The organism is Phyllobacterium trifolii, assembly GCF_014192095.1.
Classification (GTDB): domain Bacteria; phylum Pseudomonadota; class Alphaproteobacteria; order Rhizobiales; family Rhizobiaceae; genus Phyllobacterium; species Phyllobacterium trifolii.
Genome location: NZ_JACHXN010000010.1, coordinates 159,977 through 178,690 on the forward strand (window position 1 = coordinate 159,977; position 18,714 = coordinate 178,690).

The following is an 18,714-nucleotide window of genomic DNA, read 5'->3' on the forward strand; positions in this document are numbered from 1 at the left end:
GTTATCCCTTGACTGCGCCAGCGGTCAGACCGGTGACGAGATATCGTTGCAGGAAGGCGAAGAACAGGCATGCGGGGATGAGTGCGAGCACCGAAGCTGCCATCATCTGACCCCAGTCGACCGCAAATTTGCCGATGAAGGTCAAAAGCCCAACGGCGAAGGTTTTCTGGCTGTCGCTGCTGATAAGCATCAACGCGAAAAGCAGTTCGCTCCACGCGGCAGTGAAGACGAAGCCGAGCGTCGCACCCATGCCCGGCAATGTCAGCGGGATGATGACCTTGCGCAGCGCCTGTGAACGGCTGCAACCATCGATCATCGCTGCCTCTTCCAGATCCTTTGGAATGCCGTCGAAGAATGACTGCATCAGGAAGGTCGCAAAGGCGATGTTGAAAGCGATGTAGATGATGATGAGGCCCGTCAGGCTATTGGTAAGCCCCAGCTGACCCATGATGCGATAGATCGGCGGAATCACCATGACCAATGGAAAGGTCTGGGTCAGAAGCAGCGTTACCGCGACAGTGGTTTTGCCCCGGAAGGAAAACCGGGACATGGCATAGCCAGCGGCCGAAGCGACGATTGTGACAAGGACGGCCGTAATCACCGAAACAATCACGCTGTTCATGAAATAACGCGGGAAATCCGTGGCGCGCAACACGGTCTTGTAGTTCTCCCATGTCGAGATGGAAGGCCACAAGGTTATGCCCTCCGAATAGAGCAATGACTGCGGCGTCACCGAAATCTTCAGCGTCCAGAACAGTGGAAACAGTGCGAAAATGACGTAGGCACCAACTGCGGTGTAGAGACCGATGCCACCGAGAATACGGGCGTTGCGTGAGCGTCCTGCGATCATGACGACCTCACAAGTGACTTGCGGATACGGATCAAAACGATGGCGTATAATATGAGAAGCGCCAGCAACAGCACCGCAACGGCGGAGGCATAGCCCTTGTCCAGCGTCTTGAAGGCGCTGACATAGATATAGGTGGCGACTGTGTTGGTCGCGCCGGCGGGACCGCCCTCGGTCATCACGTAGATCAGATCGGCGAAGGTCGCGATCCATATCGTCCGAAGCATCACGGTGATCGCGATGGTCGGCGCAAGGAATGGCAGTGTCACCTTGGTGAAGCGTTGCCATGGATTGGCGCCGTCGATCGCCGCTGCCTCATGAAGTTCTCCCGGGATGGATTTCAGTGCCGCCAGCAGCGTGATCGCAAAGAAAGGCACCCCAAACCAGACATTGGCGATGATCGGCCCCCACATCGCGGTGGCGGGATTGGAGAGAATGTTGGTTGGAGCGGACTGGATACCAAGCGCATAGAGCCAGTGCGGCAAAGGTCCGACGATCGGGTTGAACAGCCATGCCCATGTCAGCCCCGAAAGAAAGGACGGCACGGCCCAAGGCAGAAAGACGATTGCCTGCACGATTTTCTTGCCTGCGAAATCCCTGTCGAGCAGCAGAGCAAGTCCGAGGCCAAGAAAGAATTGAAAAAACAGGCTGGCGACTGTCCACCACAGGGTATTCATCAGCGCCTGCCCGAGATTGGGATCGTGCAGCAAGGCCTGATATTGCGCGAGTCCGACATATTCGGATTTGAAAGCCGAGAATTTGCGGAAGGAATAGCTGATGCCGAAGACCAGCGGCACCACCAGCACCAGCATGAGCAAAACCATGGCAGGGCTCAAATAAAGCCATGGTTCGAACGCGCTGGCAAAGCCACGCTTGCCGGCCCTTTCCCTGTTGTGCGGCAGGCCTGCCGTCGTCGATTGCATCACCATGTTGATCGGCCCCTCATTAGTCGGCTCCTCTTACGCTCGCCCGGCAAATAACGGGTCATGCGCAAAAAGAACATGCTCCGGCACATAGGCACCGGAGCATCTTTTCATTGCTTGTTATTTCTTGTTCTTGGCCATCCAGGCCTGCTGCTGTTCGGTGAGGAATGCAGCCCACTCGTCAGCGACGGCCTTCGGCGTCTTCTGGCCAAGCAGCACTTCCTGGAAATTCTTGACTGAAACGGAGTCGTAGAAATTGCCGAGGTTCTCGAGATATGTCGGAGGCGTGACGAACTCGAATGTCTTCGGGTCATTCATTTCCTCAAACCAGCCCTTGAAGCTGTCAGCGCCAAAATATGGATCCTTGTCGGCGCCATTGTGGATAGGGATAACACCGACATTCTTGGCGAATTCGAGATTGTCTTCCGGTGACAACAATGTGCCCATCAACTTAAAGGCTTCGTCCTTGACCTTCGAATTGGCAAACATCGCCCAGCCGGCATAGCCGAGCGTCGGATAGGACTTGCCGTTCGGTCCGGTCGGCAGCGGCGCAACGCCAAAGTCTTCCGCTTTCATCTTCTCGGCAATACCGATCAGCGCGTCCGGATCCTGATCGAGCATGGCGCAGGTCCCGGAATAGAAACCGGTCACGACCTCGTTGAAACCCCAGCTGACGCTATCCTTCGGCGCATAACCGTTCTTGTAGATGTCAGCCAGCATCTCGAGGCCCTTGACAGCGCCTGGCTCGTTCAAAGTCGCTGTGCCATCCGCATTGAAGTATCCACCCTTGCCATTGGCGATGTTCATGAACATCTGCACGCCATTGAAACCGCCGGGACCGCCGCGCAGGCAATAGCCATACTTGCCCTGGATCGCCGAGATCTTCTTGTTGGCTTCCATGAATTCGTCGAGCGTCTTCGGCGCTTCTTTCAGACCGGCTTCGGCGAACAGCTTCTTGTTCCAGAACATGGCCCGGATATAGTAGCCATAAGGGATCATGTATTGCTTGTTGTCGACCACCGAGCCGAACTGCTTGGCGCGATCGCCGAGTGTTCCGGCGTCCTTCCATTTGGTCATATAGGGCCCGAGATCCTCGAGCTGACCATTGGTTGCATAAAGACCCATCCAGCGCTCCGGCATCTCGACGATGTCTGGCGTGTCGCCTGCCTGAACCATGGTCAGGAATTTTTCGAAAGCCTGCCCCCACGGTAACGAGACAAGCTCGACCTTAGTACCGGGATTGGCCTGTTCGAAGCTGGCGATCTGCTTCTTGAGCAGTTCCGTGCGCGGCGGGCTGGTAATCACCTCCACCATCTTGATCGTCGTATCGGCGAAAGCCGCCGAAACGGTCATCGACAGGGCTGCGATGCCCGCCAGAAATGTTCCCATTCGTTTTTGCATTAGAAAGCTCCCATTCTTAAGTTCAGCGTTTGGCTTTTGTCAGTGCGTTCACGAGGTCCGCCCAAAGCTCCTCTACACTTTCGAGTCCCACGTGAAGGCGGATCGTCCGGGGGCTGACACCGAAGCGCCCGATCGAATTTGCATCCGGCGTCTGCTGCAAGGAAGCAAGCGCCGGAACAACGAGACTTTCGTGACCGCCCCAGCTGACGCCGATGCGGAACAGCTTCAGCGCATCGACAAAGGTCGGTACGTCGACGTCCTCCGTAACTTCGAAGGAAAACAAGCCCGAATAGCCGCTAAGCGTCACTTTACCCGGATGATTGGAATAGACCGGATGCATCACGCGCTCGACATCGCCATGCGCCTTGAGGCGTTCGGCGATGGTCAGTCCGCTTTTCATATGATGCGGCAGCCGGAGGGTCAGCGTGCGCAGACCGCGCAGCAGCAGCCATGCCTCAAATGGCGATAGCTTGGCGCCGAGATAAGAATAGGTGCGGCCATTGATCCGCTCGATCATTTCGCGCGATCCGGCGACGACACCGGCAACAGTGTCACTGTGCCCACCGAGATATTTCGAAGCAGAATGCATGACCAGATCGATGCCGTGGGCAATCGGCTGCTGGAACAGCGGCGTCGCCCAGGAATTGTCAATCGTGGTTACAATGCCGTGCTGCTTGGCAAGCTTCGCATAGTGCGCGATGTCCTGCAGCTCGAACATCATCGAACTCGGGCTTTCGAGATAGAGCAGCTTTGCCCCCGGCAAGGCGGCAGCCACTGCATCAGGATCGGAGCCGTCCACGTAATCCACTTTGATGCCAAGATGCGGCAGAAGCCGTTCGAACAAACGGTAAGCATCGCCATAGCAATTGCGCACCGCAACGATACGATCGCCCGCGCCGACAAAGGCCAGCACCATGGCACTGATCGCACCCATGCCGCTCGAAAAGGCACGAGCGGCTTCCGCCCCTTCAAGTGCAGCAATCTTGGCCTCGAACTCCATGACCGTCGGATTATCGCCGCGTGAATACATCGGCTGGCGCTTGCGTCCCGCGAATGCATCGGCCATCGCCGCATAATTGTCGAAGGTGAAAAGCGACGTCTGATAGATCGGAGGAACGACGGAACCGCCTGGGAAAGGCTCGTCATGCGCAAGCAGTGTTGCAGCTTGCGCCATCATGTCCTGGTCGTGAAAATACGGGTTGTCGCTCATGCTTGGCTCTTCTTGTTCTGCTTTTTCAGGTTTGCCGCCCCGCGCTTGAGGTCATCCTCGACGGTGGCAATCAGCTTCAATGCCTCGCCGCGTGCGGCAATCGGGTCGCGTGCGGCGATCGCATTGAAAAGGGTCCGATGGTAGGGAAAGCTGGCGTGGCCAAAATCCCGCACCCCCAGCGGATGCTCCCAGAACCGGTGGAACATCTCGTACATGGCTGCAATGATCTGTTCGAACAGCGGATTGCCCGAGGTGCGGAACACAGCAAGATGAAAGTCCCAGTCTTCATCGGCAGACATGCCGTGGCGTACGTGGAACGCCTCTTCCATGATGATCAGCTTCTGCTCGATCAGGGCAATATCGGCATCGGTAGCGCGCTCCGCACAGAGAACGGCGGCTTCCGCCTCGAGACCGCGGCGAATTTCCAGTGTGTGCATCAGACTGTTGAAATCATTGCCGGAGGGCAGCGTCAGCGGCATATGCAGCATATTGCGCGTAACGGCAGCCTTCAGATAGGTGCCACTGCCCTGGCGCCTCTCGACAAGGCCGAGTTCCTGCCAGCGGGTCAGCGCCTCACGCACGGTTGTACGGCTGACTCTCAGGTGTTCTGCAAGCAAACGCTCGGTCGGTAAGCGGTCTCCCGGCTTCAAGGCCTCTCCCGTCACGAAATCCACCAGCGCATGCAACACCGCGTCATCGCGGGATGCGGTATGAACCGGGGAAAGGATCGGACTGATCAACGAAGCATCACCTGAATTGGTTGGACCATTGTGCCAATTCAGCATGAATGGAAGGAGGAGTCAAATGCTCCCAGGAGTCTTTCCAAAATCATTCTGATTGCAGGACCTGGAGATCCGTCTGGCAATTTCTTCCTCGCATTGCCTGGATCTTCACCGCTGCGAAAATGGTCTCACGCCATTCGGCACAGACGTCACCTTGTCGAATACCTACGGCGCCGGCGGCACGGATTTCACGTATGCCGCCTCTTATCAAGTTCAATTGCCTCGGCTCGTGTCAGCCCGATATCCTGAAGCAGGCGATCACTCAGCTTTGTCAGCGGGTCACCCGTCGGTTCGGCGTGTAGGCCAGAAGCAAAGACCTTGCCAATGAGGCCCAACAGACGCTCTAGAAGATCGGGTGGCGTGCCAACGTCCCTGGCAGAAAAGCTCCGGCCCTGACGATGGCGACGGATTTCTAGTAGACCAGTCGTCTCTGAATATGTCATAATATTGGCTCCTATGCTTTCTGTGTAAGCAGGACATCAAGTGTCATGGCCCTGAACCGTTGAAGGGGCTTGATGCTTCCCTCTGCCTTCATCCTGACCAGCGCGCCCTCATAGGCGTCGATCAAAAAGGCAGCGGTTTCATCCGGATCAAGATATTCCGGCAATTCCCCGGCATCACGCGCTTCGCGCAGTACGGCCCTGAAATCACCCTGCCAAGCGGTGAACGAGCGATGTAACTCACGCTGGAGCACTTCGCTATGTGCCGCAATGGATTGGGATAGATTGCCCAAAAGGCAACCACAGGTTGGATCGCCCGACCCGTATTCTTTTTCATAATATTCGAAATAGTCGCGCAGACGCCGCAGCGGCGATCTCGTCTTGTCTTCCAGCAGAAGCTGTGTCCGCACCTTCTGGTTGTTGTTACAATAGGAGGCGAGTACCGCAGAAGCGAACTCTTCCTTGCTTGTGAAGAAGTGATAGAACGAACCCTTCGGCACGCCCGCCGATTTGAGGATCGGGCCGATCCCCGCCCCTTCATAGCCGTGGGAAAGAAGCGCCTTTATGCCCTCGTCGATCAAAACTGCTCGTGTGTCGGTTTTACCCATGCTGTAAATAATAGACCAGTCGTCTAGTAAATGCAAGCTGACTCTACCAGTATGGAAAAGCGGCGTTGCACTGGCTGGCGAACTACCTGGCGACGGCTTCCGAAAGACCACTCCAAACAAAATTCCACAAACTTATCCAACACCTCCAAACCTCGGTTATTCTTCTCCCCGTCCTTTCCACGGGAACTGCTTCCGGAGCCGTTCGAAGTGGGGAGAGGATCGGCGCCTCCGATGGCGGGTAACGGACCCGCTGTCCGGGGAAGTTCTGTCCAAGGGTTCCCCTGCCGGTACTACGACTGGCGTGTGCTGGACGAGCACTTCGAAAGGGGCTTTCGGCAGCGGGCGAAGCAATTCACCCAACGTCAAAGCCTCCCAAGCGGAACGGACGGGATCAAAAGACGCCGGACGGGCGGTCTTCGGATCGCATTTTATTCTACAAAGACGCGCTTCGACGACCGCCCGTCTTCCCAGCATGCAAGCAGTGGCCAGACGCGAAAGCGGGCGTGGCAAGGGAAATCCACACCCGGTTCTTTGACAATTCAGAACGGCATCTCCACCCGAGGCCAGATTTCACGAGAAAGTTTGCGATAGTCGGTCTTTCTGGGATTGGAGGGATAGGGCGCGCCCGCATCGATATAAATAATTTCCGCAGCCACAGGCTCGAAACCCGCGTGAAAATGATTCGTCGACTTGACGAGCAGAATGTCCTTCGACCCGGGGTCGATACCGAGATTGGAGAAAATGTCCGGCTCGAAGGTTTGCGTCCGGTTGGTGTTGAGGATGATCTCGATATCCGTGCCCTCGAGGCGAATGACTGCTGCGGGTCCAAGCGTAACCCGGCTCTGGCCGAAACTCTGCCAGCCTTCGTGCACGGCCCTGAGCACTTCGACACGCGCATCGATTGGAGCTCCGCCATCCGGCCCGGCCTTGCCGCCAAAGCGCAACTGGATGTGCGCTCCCTCGCCTGCTGCCAGACAGAAGGTCACTGCGATCGGATCCCAGATCGTCGCCACGGCGACGTTGCCAATACCGCGTTCGATGATCCTTCGCAGAACCAGTGTGCCATCTCCGGCAACCCCGCCCCCTGGATTATCCCAGACGTCTGCAATGACGACCGGCTTATCCGGCTTCTGCGCAACGAGCGCAACGGCCTTGTTCAGGCCGGCTTCCGTGTCGAACATGGGCATTGCCGTCGTTCCACGCATCGCGAACAGCTCCATACCCAATTTCTTCGCGAGCGCCGCACCCTTTGCCGGCTCATTATCGGTGATAACCATAAGCTGAGTGCCGAGCTCGGGGACATCTCCAGCCATGAAGCCATGAATGAGCGAGACAGACAGGATGCCATCGCGGCCCTGCAGGGCCTTCAGACGATCGACATAAGAACGCATCGGCTCGCGGCTGGTCGGATAAACGCCGATCATACGGCAATCGAAGGTAGAAATGACCGGCTTGATCTCGCCGCGCAGCGCGCGCATGGCAAGGTCGACTACATGCTCGCCGCGTTCGTAGAAGTCCGTGTGCGGAAACTCGAGGAAGGCAGCAAGTATATTTGCATTGGCGACGCGCTTCGTCGTGAGGTGGCTGTGCGGATCGAGTTCAGATGCGATAAGCACATCCGGCCCGACGACATTGCGAATTTGCTCGAGAAGATCGCCCTCGCAGTCATCATAGCCCTGCGCAACCATGGCACCATGCAAGCCAAGGATGACCCCATCGACGGGCAGCGCAGCCTTGAGCTGGTCAAGGATTTCATCACGCAGACCCTCATAGGCTTGCCGCTGCAACAATCCTCCGGGCTCGGCCCAGGTCGCGGTTCCTTCGATCAGGGTGAACCCTTCCTTGCGCGCCTTGCGCCGTAAAACCACCATTGGCGCCGAGCACAAGGTGGGCGTCTCCGGATGTTCACCCGGACCCGCATAGAACGCCATTTCAAAGCTGGCACGGTCTGTTGGCACAGGGGAAAAAGTGTTGGTTTCCGTCGCGAGCGACGCGGTAAAAATGCGCATGAATGTGATCTCAGAGAGGCTTATAGGCGATGGCTTCTATTTCAATCTTGATATCGATCATCAGCCGGGATTCGATGGTGGTGCGAGCAGGCGGATTCGCGGGAAAGTATGTGGCGTAGGTCTTGTTGAATGCCCCGAATTCGCGGGCGTCTTCAAGAATGACGAAGGTCTTGATCACATCGGAAAGGTCTGCGCCCGCTAGTGCCAAAGCGGATTTGACGTTCTCCATCACCTGTCGCGTCTGGGCTTCGATACCGCCGACGATGACCGTGCCGTCAGCGCCCACCGGAACCTGCCCTGAAATATAGATGAAATCCCCAGCGCGCACTGCGGGCGACAACGGCACATGTGCATGGCCGAAATGTTGTTTGGTCATGATCGTGATCCTATCCTGTGTCCAGACTGCTCATGGTAGCCAGACCCGAAATACGGCGAAGGCTCGGCCATACCATAGTGCCAATCCACGGTACAGCACCCGGCCGCAAACGAAAGGACGCGGGTAGTTGTCTTGGTTACAATGGCGAAACTCGATATTGCTTTTTTCCATCTGCAGTCATTAATGAGCAAAAAATCAACTGGATGCGCGCATGACTTCTCCAACATCGCACGGTGAACCTGGCCTCAAAGGCAAACACGTGCTCATCACCGGCGCCGGTGGGGGTATCGGCCAAGCACTTATCGAAGCTTACAATGGCTTGGGCGCTATTGTGTCCGGCGCCGATCAGCAACGACGTCTGATTGAAAGCCTTCCTCTCTCAAACCGTCTGGTTTTCGATCTCAATGACAAAGCGGCTGCATCCAAGGCGATCGGTGATTTCATCGCGGACCGTGGCGTTCCGGATGTACTGATCAACAATGCCGGTTTCACGCGCGGCGAAACGCTCGATCAAGTCGATGGCGATGTATGGGAACAGGAAATCGCCACCAATCTGAACGGCGTATTCCACGTCACGGCCCCCATCGTCGCTAACATGAGCAAACGCGGCAGCGGCAATATCGTGTTTATCTCCTCGGTCAACGCGCTCGGCCACTACGGTAATCCGGCCTATTCGGCGGCCAAGGCGGGATTGATCTCCTATATGAAAGCGCTCGCTGTGGAGCGTGGGCGATTTGGCATACGAGCCAATGCAGTCTGTCCAGGTTCCGTACGAACACCAGCGTGGGATCACCGGCTGCAAAGGGAGCCCGAGCTTCTGGCAAAAGTCCTGCCGCACTACCCGCTTGGGCGCATGGTGACCCCTGATGAAGTGGCGCAAGCAGCAGTATTCCTCAGCTCGAGTGCTGCATCGGGTATCACGGGTGCTACGCTTAACGTCGATGCCGGGCTGACGGCCGGAAATCTGCCTTTCATCAACGATGTGCTTGGAGATTGAAATGAAACTGTCCGAAATCGACACACCGGCTGTCCTCATTGATATCGATCGCGCCGAGACCAACATGCAGCGCTTCCAAGCCTATGCCGACAAACACGGACTGGCGGTGCGTCCGCACATCAAGACGCATAAATTGCCGCGTTTTGCCAAGCGCCAGGTTGAGTTGGGCGCAGTCGGGATAACCTGCCAGAAACTTGGTGAGGCAGAAGTCATGGCCGATGCAGGACTGACGGATATCTTTCTGCCCTATAACATTATCGGCGAAGCGAAACTCGGCAGGCTGATGGCGCTGAATAAACGCGTCACGCTGGCTGTCACCGCCGACAGTGAAGTTACCGTCCGCGGTCTTTCCGAAACGTTCAACGATGCGGCAAAGCCGCTCACCGTACTCGTAGAATGCGACACCGGCATGGGACGTTGCGGCGTACAATCGGCCGACGAAGCTGTTGCGCTGGCAAAACTGATCGATGCGGCCAGGGGCCTTCGTTTCGCAGGCTTCATGACTTATCCGAAGACCGGTGCGATTGCCGAAAATGAAGCTTTTCTGTCTGCCGCCAAACAAAAGGCCATCGCCGCCGGACTTGACCCGCGCATCATTTCCAATGGCGGTTCTCCGGATATGTGGCGGGCACACGAAGTCACGAGCGCAACGGAACATCGGCCTGGCACGTATATCTACATGGACCGCTTTCAGGTCGCGAAAGGGGTCGGCACATGGGATGATTGCGCGCTTACAGTACTCACGACGGTGGTCAGCCGCCCAACGGAGAATCGTGTAATTGTCGATGCCGGTTCTAAAGCCCTTACCAGCGATACGTTTGGAATGGATGGGTTCGGGTATATTGTTGGCTATCCGGATGCAGTGATTACCTCGCTCAGCGAGGAACATGGCGCGATCGATTTTTCAGCCTGTGAGGAGAAGCCCCGGATCGGAGATCGGCTTCGTATCATTCCCAATCACGCCTGTGTCGTCTCGAACCTGTTCGATCAGGTCATGCTGATTTCAGGCAACGAAGTGGTTGAGATTGAGCCTGTCGCCGCACGGGGCCGCGTCGATTAAGGGCGCGGGCCGCAAGGACGGGTTTCTTCAGGCCGTCAACCCATTGCCGGGCACGGCAGGCAGCGCAGCGTCTTCCGCATAAGCATCCAGAAACTCTTGCTCTGAAGCCGCATTCCTGAACCATGGTCCCATCCCATAAGTATAGCCGCAGCTAGCAATTGTCCCAATTGATCGGCCAGGTCCCGGGCGAGAAACTCGGCTGTGCGTTCGGAATACGTCTTGGTCAAGTCGGCCTGCTGACGCTGCAAAGCAAAGCCAAGTCATAACAACAGCACAATCAGTAGAGCTAGAAGCGGGATACCGATGATGGCAATAACGGGAATGCCAGGTTTGTCTTCATCCGGACCAAGCTTCTCAGATATTTTCGGGCCCATAACATCCATGGAACGCTTCCTAAAAATTCATAAAGTATCGACGTCGAAATCAACGATAAGAGCGGGCAACCGGTAGTAATTACAAGTACAAAAATCAAGGCAACGCGAGGCAGCCAGAGCCTCAGTTGACCATATCCATCATCACAGTCGCAATGTTCAAAAATGGATGCGATTTGAGATGGTGAGGCTAATATTCCGGCCAGCACATTGACCTCACAATAGAGCCATCCGAAGCGGCAAAACCGCCATTCCCATTCTCGACAACCACCCCTTTTGCAAGGCTGAATTGCAACGTCTCTGCCAACGGTGCGACTGGCAAGGTAGAGAAGCCACTCACGCCCGCTTTTCTCCATCCAACGCCTTGATCACCGGAAGCACTGAATACTGGCCGATTTCGGCGCGATCGGTCAGTGCCCTGAGATAGCCTCCGGGTGAACGGATATCACCGATACGTTCAAGAATGGCAGCAATCGTGATCGACGCGTTGATATCACCCATGGTATCGCGCGCCCTTTGCCAGGCATCGGGTGATACACCGAGCATCGAGCGAACCAGTCCCGCCGTATTCACAAGCTCGCGCCAGTCCTCGATGCCGTCACGGGAATAATCGATGATCTGCGGGCAAGCACTCAACACCGCCTCCAGTGACATTGGCACCGATCTCGTTTCAAGGTTCGGCCTGTCACCGGTCAAACCGCCGTCACCACGGTTTCTATTTCGCCGTGCCGCTTCCAAGCGATTTCTCATTTTGCTCAGCGCAACTATCCGCCCGGGCGCGTTGTTTTGGGATTGTAGCTCGTCGGATTGCTTCTGGCCTGTTTCGTGGGCCCTTTCAAATTGGTGGTCTATATTTGAATTCTGAATATGGTGCTCAAAAGAAGAGTCACTGGCGCTCATTTCTTTGTCTGAAAGCGATGCCAGGTAAGTTTTCTCAACTCTCTCTCTCAAGCTTGCAAGGGCATCGCATCGCACCCGAAGCGTCTCCAGTGGCAGATGCCTGCTTACTCGTCCCGAAAGCGCTGCCAGCTCATCAGCGTATGTTTCCCAGTCACCCGTACGTTCCTCGCTGAGCCCGGCATCGATGGTCTTGGATACATCTCGAAGATGGATGGTGATTTCGCTGCGTACACGATGAACGGCTCGCGCCAGATCCCTTGCCTGAGCCGCATGGGCCCCGATTTCGCCCGCTCGTAGCGCCAATGGTGAGAGGTCAAAGCCAAAAGCATGTTCGATCTCGCCGGTTTCGCCGCGCCGCGCATAGCGTTTGCCATTGGGACTGTCACGACGAATGATCAGGCCGGTCTCGACGAGTGCTGAAAGGTGCCTGCGAATTGTCGCGGAGGACATGCCGCGGGTACGCATGGAAAGCTCCGCATTGGACGGAAAGACAATCAGTGGTGCACTGCCGTCCAGCAGTGTCTCGGGATAGAAGCTCAGCAATGCTTCCAGAACGGCAATTGTGCGGTCCGAAAGGAAAAACGCTGTACGAGCCTCGGTCAATGACCGCAACAGCGCCCACTTCTCCGGGTGGTTTCTGTCCGTACCCGCCAGTTTTTCGCGAGCCCGTGCTGTCTTTTCTTGCACAGCAAACATGGCGTGCGACAACGAACGACCGCCAAATGGCGTCGTTGCAAAACGATCAGTCATGGTCCTTACCTCAAGTTGAGGCAATGAAAAGGCATGCCGAAACGCGTCCGACTCTTGACAAGTCTGGGTGGAAGTGATTCTCTAAAATTGCTACATTGAAGAGGGCTTCCGGGGCGGTAACGTTCTGGGGGCCTTTTTTCTTGCCGTTGTTTTCCTTCTCTCGTCCTTTTAAACTGTCCATAACCGCAATCCGGTTTTGGGCTTAGTGCTTACTCAACCAACCGGCCTTGTAGCGACTGAAGTCGCAGCGCTATTTGTCACGTGACCGGCTATTGTAGCGGGCAAGCAAAGTCTCGAGCTCTCCCGTTACGAATACCGCAAAATCTTGCGGAATATGATCGGCAAAGGTCAGAACTTGTCTTCCCCTGTCTGAATTCAACTGCGCGATTGCGCTGGGGCTTGAGGATTTAGTGCCAACGACCGACGGCGTATTGCGCGGCGCCGGTGCGACAGGCTCGACGTTTTTCAGGAGCCGCTCGAAGACGCGGTTGAAGCGTGCGTTGCTGTCAGCGGCACTGAACGGCTCCAGCGCGATTTCATTCAGCGCAGCAGCCTGCGCGTCACCGGATTTGAGCAACTCAGCAAACCGGACCCACCGTGGCCGGCCGATCTTTGGCGCGGGTCCGATAGCGCGAACCACCAGTGCTGGTACAGCTGCCGCGACCTGAAGAAACCGCGTCATCTCTGCCTTATCCAGGGATAGTGCATCCTGCACAAGACCGCGCTCGAAGCCCCGCTCGACAAGATTGCGGGCAAAGAAAGCACGTTCGATGAAGGATAGATCGCGCCGCTCGGTGTTTTCCTTGCCCTGCGCCAGGACAAGCTGCACATCGGTGAGATTGCGGACGATAGCCTGCACGGGCTTTCCGACACGTCGAGCAGCGCGCAGGCGGCGATGGCCATAAGCTGTCTGGTAATGGCCCTGCTTTTCCGGATGCGGGCGAACAAGGATAGGAACCTGCTGTCCATTCTGCCGGATACTTTCGACCAGCTCCTCGAAACTGTCATCGGATCCGGAATCGTGGCTGAGCCGATCTTCGATAAATGAGCTCTCGACAAGCGCCGGATCGAGCTCGACGACCCGCTCGCTACCCTCGAAGCTCTCCTTCAGTCGTCGTGCATCCTCGATCTCCTTCGATATTCCGCCCAGCGACAGGCCCATCGCCTTGATCGCACCAGAAGCGGCACGCGGCTTCAACGGCTCTACCGAAGCGCTCTGCCGCGTTGGGGCGAGCTCGGCTGGCTGCTGCTCGGGCGCCGAATTAGTCTCTACTGTCTCAAACAGCGCCTTGAGCTGATCCCTACGGTTTTTGTCGGCCATCATCGCGCCCTCACCCCGGCCGGTTCCAGGCCTTGAAGATCAGGCCCTGGATTTCAGAGTTGACGGAAGTCAGCGATTCAAACGCGCGGTCATAGGTAGCGCGAGTGAAGCTGTCGCGAGAAACCTCATAAAGCGTCTGCTTGGTCAGGCCCGCATCCGAGAAAGCCGTCGATTTGACAACCGAGTTCGTCAGCACGCGCTCGCCGAACAAGGAGCGCAGGAAACCTGCGATTTGTTGCTGAGGTGCATCATTGGGCTCAAAGCGCGTAATGAGATAGCGCATGAAATCGAAGTTAAGTTCGCCGCCCGCTTCGCGCACGACGGCGAGAAGATCTGCTGTCATGAACAGGAACTGGCTCATAGAGGCAACATCAAGCATCTGCGGATGAACCGTCACCAGCACCGATGTAGCCGCACAAAGCGCCGAAAGCGTCAGGAACCCTAGCTGCGGAGGACAGTCGATGACGACGACATCATAATCATCCGCCACCGTATCCAGCGCGGCCTGAACACGCGCGAAGAACAATTGCTGCTCGACACTCTGCGTGCCATGCTGCCGATCCGCCAGCATTTGCGGTGTCGTGTGTTCGAATTCCTGTAGTTCGAGATTACCAGGGATAAGATCGAGACCATCGAAATAGGTCTTGCAGATGATATCGCGCAGCAGCCTGCGTTCGCCATCATAACGAATTGCGCCATAGAGCGTATCATTTCCGGTGAGGTCGAGTTCCGGCTGGTAACCGAAAAGCGCCGACATCGATGCCTGTGGATCAAGATCAACAGCCAGCACCCGAAACCCGGCCATGGCGAGATGTTGCGCAAGATGTGCACTCGTCGTTGTCTTGCCGGAGCCGCCTTTAAAATTGGTGACCGCGATAACCTGCATATGCTCGTTGGCGCTGGGGTCGCGATGCGGAAGATACGTTTTCGCCTTGGCACCGCCAGCCTCGGCAAGATGCCGGCGCAGCGCATTGATCTCGGCAAGCGTATAAAGCCGGCGACCGCCGCTTCCAGTTTCCGGCTGCGGCCCCTCGCCCGCAATCGAGAGCTGCCGCAGATAACCGTCGGATACACCAATCAGCTTCGCAGCCTCGCCACTGGTGAACTTACGCAAAGTCTTCTGGGCAGTCGGCGGAAACAACCGATTGCGCATCGCATGTAACTGCGCTGAGAGCATCTCGGCATCCGCCGCGATCGCGCGGTCAGCCGGCAAGGCGACAGGCAGGGATGAAACGCCTTGTAACTGGGCATCAACAGTCCGGTTTGTCTGCGCTGTATTCAATAAAGTCACGTGTTGATCCTGTGCGCCTGTTAATAGACTGCCTGACCGCGCTCTGGAATGATGCGCCGATTCGACAGAAATACCAAAAGGGTAACGCTGGACAACAATTTAACGCTGCAGCTCGATACTAACACCGCAAAATCTGTGTAACGCCTATTTGGCCTGTTACCCTCAAAAACCGTAACCAAATTGAGGGAAGGACCGAGTCGCGTCAAGGACTTTATAGTTAACGCAATTTAACCAATTTATTGGGGCAACTACACTATTTTACCACTTCTTCTTTTTGCGTTTTTGGTCGGCCGGCTTGGGCTCGAACAGATCGCTATCGGGTGCATCCTTGGTATCCGATGCCTGCATTTCTGTTGATTTTGATGCGATGGATTTTGTCTCGGTCGGGGACTTCGAAGTGGTATCTTTCAATGCGAATTTGATCGCCATTACAAACTGCTTTCTGATGTGAAATTTGCGTGAACTACAGAATGTAAGTTCCTAGCATGAATGGCAGACAATTTGCGCATGAAATCGAGACGCTCTCGCCAAAAGTAGCAAGTTGTTAACCTTGGTTTTCTATTCAGATGAGCACCCCTTCGGTAATCTCACATCGTTCCGCTGCAGGCATCATGCGTATCCCCAGAACAAATTTTCCAGTAAAAGCAGATGAATATGAGTTTGAAAACAGCGGCGGTGAAGGGTTGGTCCACGTGCCGCTTCCTCCGTCACCTCCGGTAGACCTTACCAACGCAAATTCAGGCACCCTCTATGAGAGCGTTACGGTCAAACGGCCGATCGCTCCCGCGACATCCGGGTCAGCGTCGGCGGCAGCGCCGGTACCAGTTCCGGCAGGCGGATTTGATGCAGGCGCATCGTTTGCGCCGATTTCGAAGCGTATGTTTTCACTATCCGAGAATGTCCGTTTCACCCGGACACCCGACAGCGAACTCTTGAAAAACAAGGACCCGGCACCGACAGAAGTTACCATGGCACCGAAGGCGGATGCGAAACGTCCGGCTTCTGCAAAACCGGCAAGGAACGTGGAAGCAATCGTCGTACCCCCTCGCGTTCGCGATCCTGAGTCCGGAGGGTCCCTCCTCTTCGGCCAGACGCCAATACCAGCTCAACCTCTCGCGGTTGTCGTGCCGCAAGGTCCCGCAGTTGCCGAGGCCCACACGAAAATCAAAACTCCGGCGCCCGAACGCTCGCCATTGGCTTATGTATCGGACTACGCATTCTTCGAATCCGCTGACTTTATAGGAGGGATTACATTAGTTGCAGCTCCTTCCCCTGTCAAACCAATGCCGAGATTCAGCCCCGACGAAATCACCGCTCGCTTCCGCGTGGTTGAGCCCTTTGCGACACTAAAACCGCCACTCATGTCGCCACCACTCGACGCAATGCGCGTGGAGGTGAACCACCATGCCGCGCCGACGCCTGAACAGCAACTGGGGGAGAGCGATAACGTTGATGCGGGTTTGAACGCAATTCCCGAACCCGTTCCCGCTGTCACTTCCCAGCGCAGCATCAGCCGGCGCCGAGAGATTGCACCTGTCCAAGCCCCGCTCCCACCACGGCAGATTGCGGTAGCGGATCCCGTTAAACCACGCATTTTTCCGGCCCCGCGCGGCACTTACGAAAAGCCGCCGGTAACCCTGTTGCAAGAGGCGATCACACATGATGCCGTCACCATTTCGCAGGAAACGCTCGAACAGAACGCCGGGCTTCTCGAAAGCGTGCTGGAAGATTTCGGCATTCGCGGCGAGATCATCCATGTGCGGCCCGGCCCGGTCGTCACACTCTATGAATTCGAACCAGCGCCGGGCGTGAAATCCTCGCGTGTCATCGGTCTTGCCGACGACATCGCCCGTTCCATGTCGGCGCTGTCCGCTCGTGTCGCTGTTGTTCCCGGGCGCAATGTTATCGGTATTGAATTGCCCAATACGACGCGAGAGACCGTCTATCTTCGCGAGATGGTCGCGTCCGATAATTTCGACAAGACCAGATTCAAACTCGCACTTTGCCTTGGCAAGACCATTGGTGGTGAGCCTGTGATCGCCGAACTCGCCAAGATGCCGCATCTGCTCGTAGCCGGTACGACCGGTTCCGGAAAATCGGTCGCCATCAACACGATGATTCTATCGCTGCTCTACCGGCTGACCCCGGACGAGTGCCGTCTGATCATGGTCGACCCAAAAATGCTTGAACTGTCCATCTATGACGGCATCCCGCATCTTCTTACCCCTGTCGTCACCGATCCAAAGAAAGCAGTCATGGCTCTAAAATGGGCTGTGCGCGAGATGGAAGACCGCTACAGAAAAATGTCGAAGCTCGGCGTGCGTAATATCGATGGTTTCAACGCCCGCGTTACCAGCGCGCAGGAAAAGGGCGAGACGGTGATGTGCACCGTGCAAACCGGCTTCGACAAGGGAACCGGCGAAGCGCAATATCAGCAGGAGGCAATGGACCTCACGCCGATGCCATATATCGTCATCATTGTCGATGAAATGGCCGACCTGATGATGGTGGCAGGCAAGGATATCGAAGGAGCGATCCAGCGCCTCGCCCAGATGGCACGTGCCGCCGGCATCCATCTGATCATGGCGACTCAACGCCCTTCGGTCGATGTGATCACCGGAACCATCAAGGCTAATTTCCCGACCCGCATCTCGTTTCAGGTCACATCCAAAATAGACAGCCGCACCATTCTCGGCGAGCAGGGTGCTGAGCAGTTGCTAGGCCAGGGCGACATGCTGCATATGGTCGGTGGCGGCCGTATCGCGCGCGTCCACGGTCCTTTCGTTTCAGATGAAGAAGTCGAAAAGGTCGTTGCGCATCTGAAGACTCAAGGGCAGCCCGACTATCTCGACACCGTAACTGCCGACGAAAGCGATGAAGAAGACGCGGACACTGACGATAGTGCGGTCTTCGACAAGGGCGCCATGGCCGCAGAAGATGGGAACGAGCTCTACGAGCAGGCAGTCAAAGTCATGCTGCGTGACAAAAAATGTTCGACCTCGTACATCCAGCGACGGCTGCAGATCGGCTACAACCGCGCCGCTTCTTTGGTGGAGCGGATGGAAAAGGAAGGGCTGGTTGGCCCTGCCAATCATGTCGGCAAGCGCGAAATCCTCAACGTCAACAGGGACACCGCCTGAGGCACGCGCATCGAATGCTATTGTCGCAGAGCCGCCTTGATGGGCTTCAACGGTGAGCATCTGATTTTGATGAACTCGTTAGGCGAACGTCCGACAATGGCTGTGCGTGCTACGAAAGCCTGTCCCTGCATCCCGCACATCATGGCGTTGCTGGTCTGTGGCCCGTAAATGACATCCAGCGCCGTGTTCGATTGGCAATCCATCGGCGACAGACTTGTTGAGCAAATGAGAATTACAACCTGGAGCATGCTGGCATCCTTTGCAAACAGTGGCTCCTCCCGATTCTTG

18 protein-coding genes are annotated in these 18,714 nt (G+C 56.3%); 3 read left to right on the plus strand and 15 right to left on the minus strand.

What is annotated here, in order from left to right; all coding sequences use genetic code 11:
- Position 1: 1 nt before the first annotated feature.
- The 9 genes from FHS21_RS16595 to FHS21_RS16635 form a co-directional block, all read right to left on the minus strand.
- Positions 2 to 850, minus strand: coding sequence for a carbohydrate ABC transporter permease (locus FHS21_RS16595; RefSeq protein ID WP_183663100.1), 849 nt, complete (start codon positions 848 to 850; stop codon positions 2 to 4).
- Entirely contained in the window at positions 847 to 1,776 is a 930-nt protein-coding gene (locus FHS21_RS16600; protein WP_183663102.1) for a carbohydrate ABC transporter permease, read from the minus strand. Before FHS21_RS16600 ends, FHS21_RS16595 begins: the two co-directional genes overlap by 4 nt.
- Positions 1,777 to 1,890: 114 nt before the next feature.
- Positions 1,891 to 3,159, minus strand: coding sequence for an ABC transporter substrate-binding protein (locus FHS21_RS16605; protein ID WP_183663261.1), 1,269 nt, complete (start codon positions 3,157 to 3,159; stop codon positions 1,891 to 1,893).
- A 34-nt stretch (positions 3,160 to 3,193) separates the two neighbouring features.
- The gene (locus FHS21_RS16610; RefSeq protein ID WP_183663104.1) at positions 3,194 to 4,381 is read right to left on the minus strand and encodes a PLP-dependent transferase; all 1,188 of its coding nucleotides are present in this window, start codon (positions 4,379 to 4,381) and stop codon (positions 3,194 to 3,196) included.
- Positions 4,378 to 5,121, minus strand: coding sequence for a FadR/GntR family transcriptional regulator (locus FHS21_RS16615; RefSeq protein ID WP_246411068.1), 744 nt, complete (start codon positions 5,119 to 5,121; stop codon positions 4,378 to 4,380). The genes FHS21_RS16610 and FHS21_RS16615 overlap by 4 nt, the downstream gene beginning before the upstream one ends.
- Before the next feature lie 230 nt (positions 5,122 to 5,351).
- On the minus strand, positions 5,352 to 5,606 hold the full coding sequence (locus FHS21_RS16620; protein WP_112531424.1) for a YjiS-like domain-containing protein: 255 nt from the start codon (positions 5,604 to 5,606) through the stop codon (positions 5,352 to 5,354).
- 11 nt (positions 5,607 to 5,617) lie between these two features.
- On the minus strand, positions 5,618 to 6,247 hold the full coding sequence (locus FHS21_RS16625) for a TetR/AcrR family transcriptional regulator (protein WP_183663110.1): 630 nt from the start codon (positions 6,245 to 6,247) through the stop codon (positions 5,618 to 5,620).
- A 503-nt stretch (positions 6,248 to 6,750) separates the two neighbouring features.
- Positions 6,751 to 8,220: a M81 family metallopeptidase gene (locus FHS21_RS16630; RefSeq protein ID WP_183663113.1), complete on the minus strand. Its 1,470-nt coding sequence runs from the start codon at positions 8,218 to 8,220 to the stop codon at positions 6,751 to 6,753.
- Between the two features lie 10 nt (positions 8,221 to 8,230).
- Positions 8,231 to 8,599: a RidA family protein gene (locus FHS21_RS16635; protein ID WP_181872577.1), complete on the minus strand. Its 369-nt coding sequence runs from the start codon at positions 8,597 to 8,599 to the stop codon at positions 8,231 to 8,233.
- A 208-nt stretch (positions 8,600 to 8,807) separates the two neighbouring features.
- Between FHS21_RS16635 and FHS21_RS16640 the strand changes: the two genes are divergently transcribed.
- The gene (locus FHS21_RS16640) at positions 8,808 to 9,593 is read left to right on the plus strand and encodes an SDR family oxidoreductase (RefSeq protein WP_183663116.1); all 786 of its coding nucleotides are present in this window, start codon (positions 8,808 to 8,810) and stop codon (positions 9,591 to 9,593) included.
- Position 9,594: 1 nt separating this feature from the next.
- Positions 9,595 to 10,653: a D-TA family PLP-dependent enzyme gene (locus tag FHS21_RS16645; protein ID WP_183663119.1), complete on the plus strand. Its 1,059-nt coding sequence runs from the start codon at positions 9,595 to 9,597 to the stop codon at positions 10,651 to 10,653.
- A 260-nt stretch (positions 10,654 to 10,913) separates the two neighbouring features.
- On the opposite strand, the gene FHS21_RS31210 is transcribed toward FHS21_RS16645, so the two are convergent.
- From FHS21_RS31210 to FHS21_RS16665, 5 genes are all read right to left on the minus strand, one after another.
- Positions 10,914 to 11,036 (minus strand): hypothetical protein, encoded by a 123-nt coding sequence (locus tag FHS21_RS31210; protein WP_281386107.1) that lies wholly within the window; start codon positions 11,034 to 11,036, stop codon positions 10,914 to 10,916.
- Between the two features lie 324 nt (positions 11,037 to 11,360).
- Positions 11,361 to 12,674, minus strand: coding sequence for a plasmid replication protein RepC (gene repC, locus FHS21_RS16650; RefSeq protein ID WP_183663122.1), 1,314 nt, complete (start codon positions 12,672 to 12,674; stop codon positions 11,361 to 11,363).
- A 250-nt stretch (positions 12,675 to 12,924) separates the two neighbouring features.
- A complete protein-coding gene (gene repB / locus FHS21_RS16655; RefSeq protein WP_183663125.1) occupies positions 12,925 to 13,998 on the minus strand; it encodes a plasmid partitioning protein RepB in 1,074 nt (357 codons plus the stop codon).
- Positions 13,999 to 14,005: 7 nt separating this feature from the next.
- The gene (repA, locus tag FHS21_RS16660) at positions 14,006 to 15,220 is read right to left on the minus strand and encodes a plasmid partitioning protein RepA (RefSeq protein ID WP_183663263.1); all 1,215 of its coding nucleotides are present in this window, start codon (positions 15,218 to 15,220) and stop codon (positions 14,006 to 14,008) included.
- Between the two features lie 324 nt (positions 15,221 to 15,544).
- Positions 15,545 to 15,715 (minus strand): hypothetical protein, encoded by a 171-nt coding sequence (locus FHS21_RS16665; RefSeq protein WP_162702020.1) that lies wholly within the window; start codon positions 15,713 to 15,715, stop codon positions 15,545 to 15,547.
- Between the two features lie 182 nt (positions 15,716 to 15,897).
- On the opposite strand from FHS21_RS16665, the gene FHS21_RS16670 reads away from it, so the two are divergent.
- Positions 15,898 to 18,426 (plus strand): DNA translocase FtsK, encoded by a 2,529-nt coding sequence (locus FHS21_RS16670; protein WP_183663128.1) that lies wholly within the window; start codon positions 15,898 to 15,900, stop codon positions 18,424 to 18,426.
- Positions 18,427 to 18,443: 17 nt separating this feature from the next.
- On the opposite strand, the gene FHS21_RS16675 is transcribed toward FHS21_RS16670, so the two are convergent.
- Positions 18,444 to 18,674 (minus strand): hypothetical protein, encoded by a 231-nt coding sequence (locus tag FHS21_RS16675; protein ID WP_114432309.1) that lies wholly within the window; start codon positions 18,672 to 18,674, stop codon positions 18,444 to 18,446.
- Positions 18,675 to 18,714: the final 40 nt, after the last annotated feature.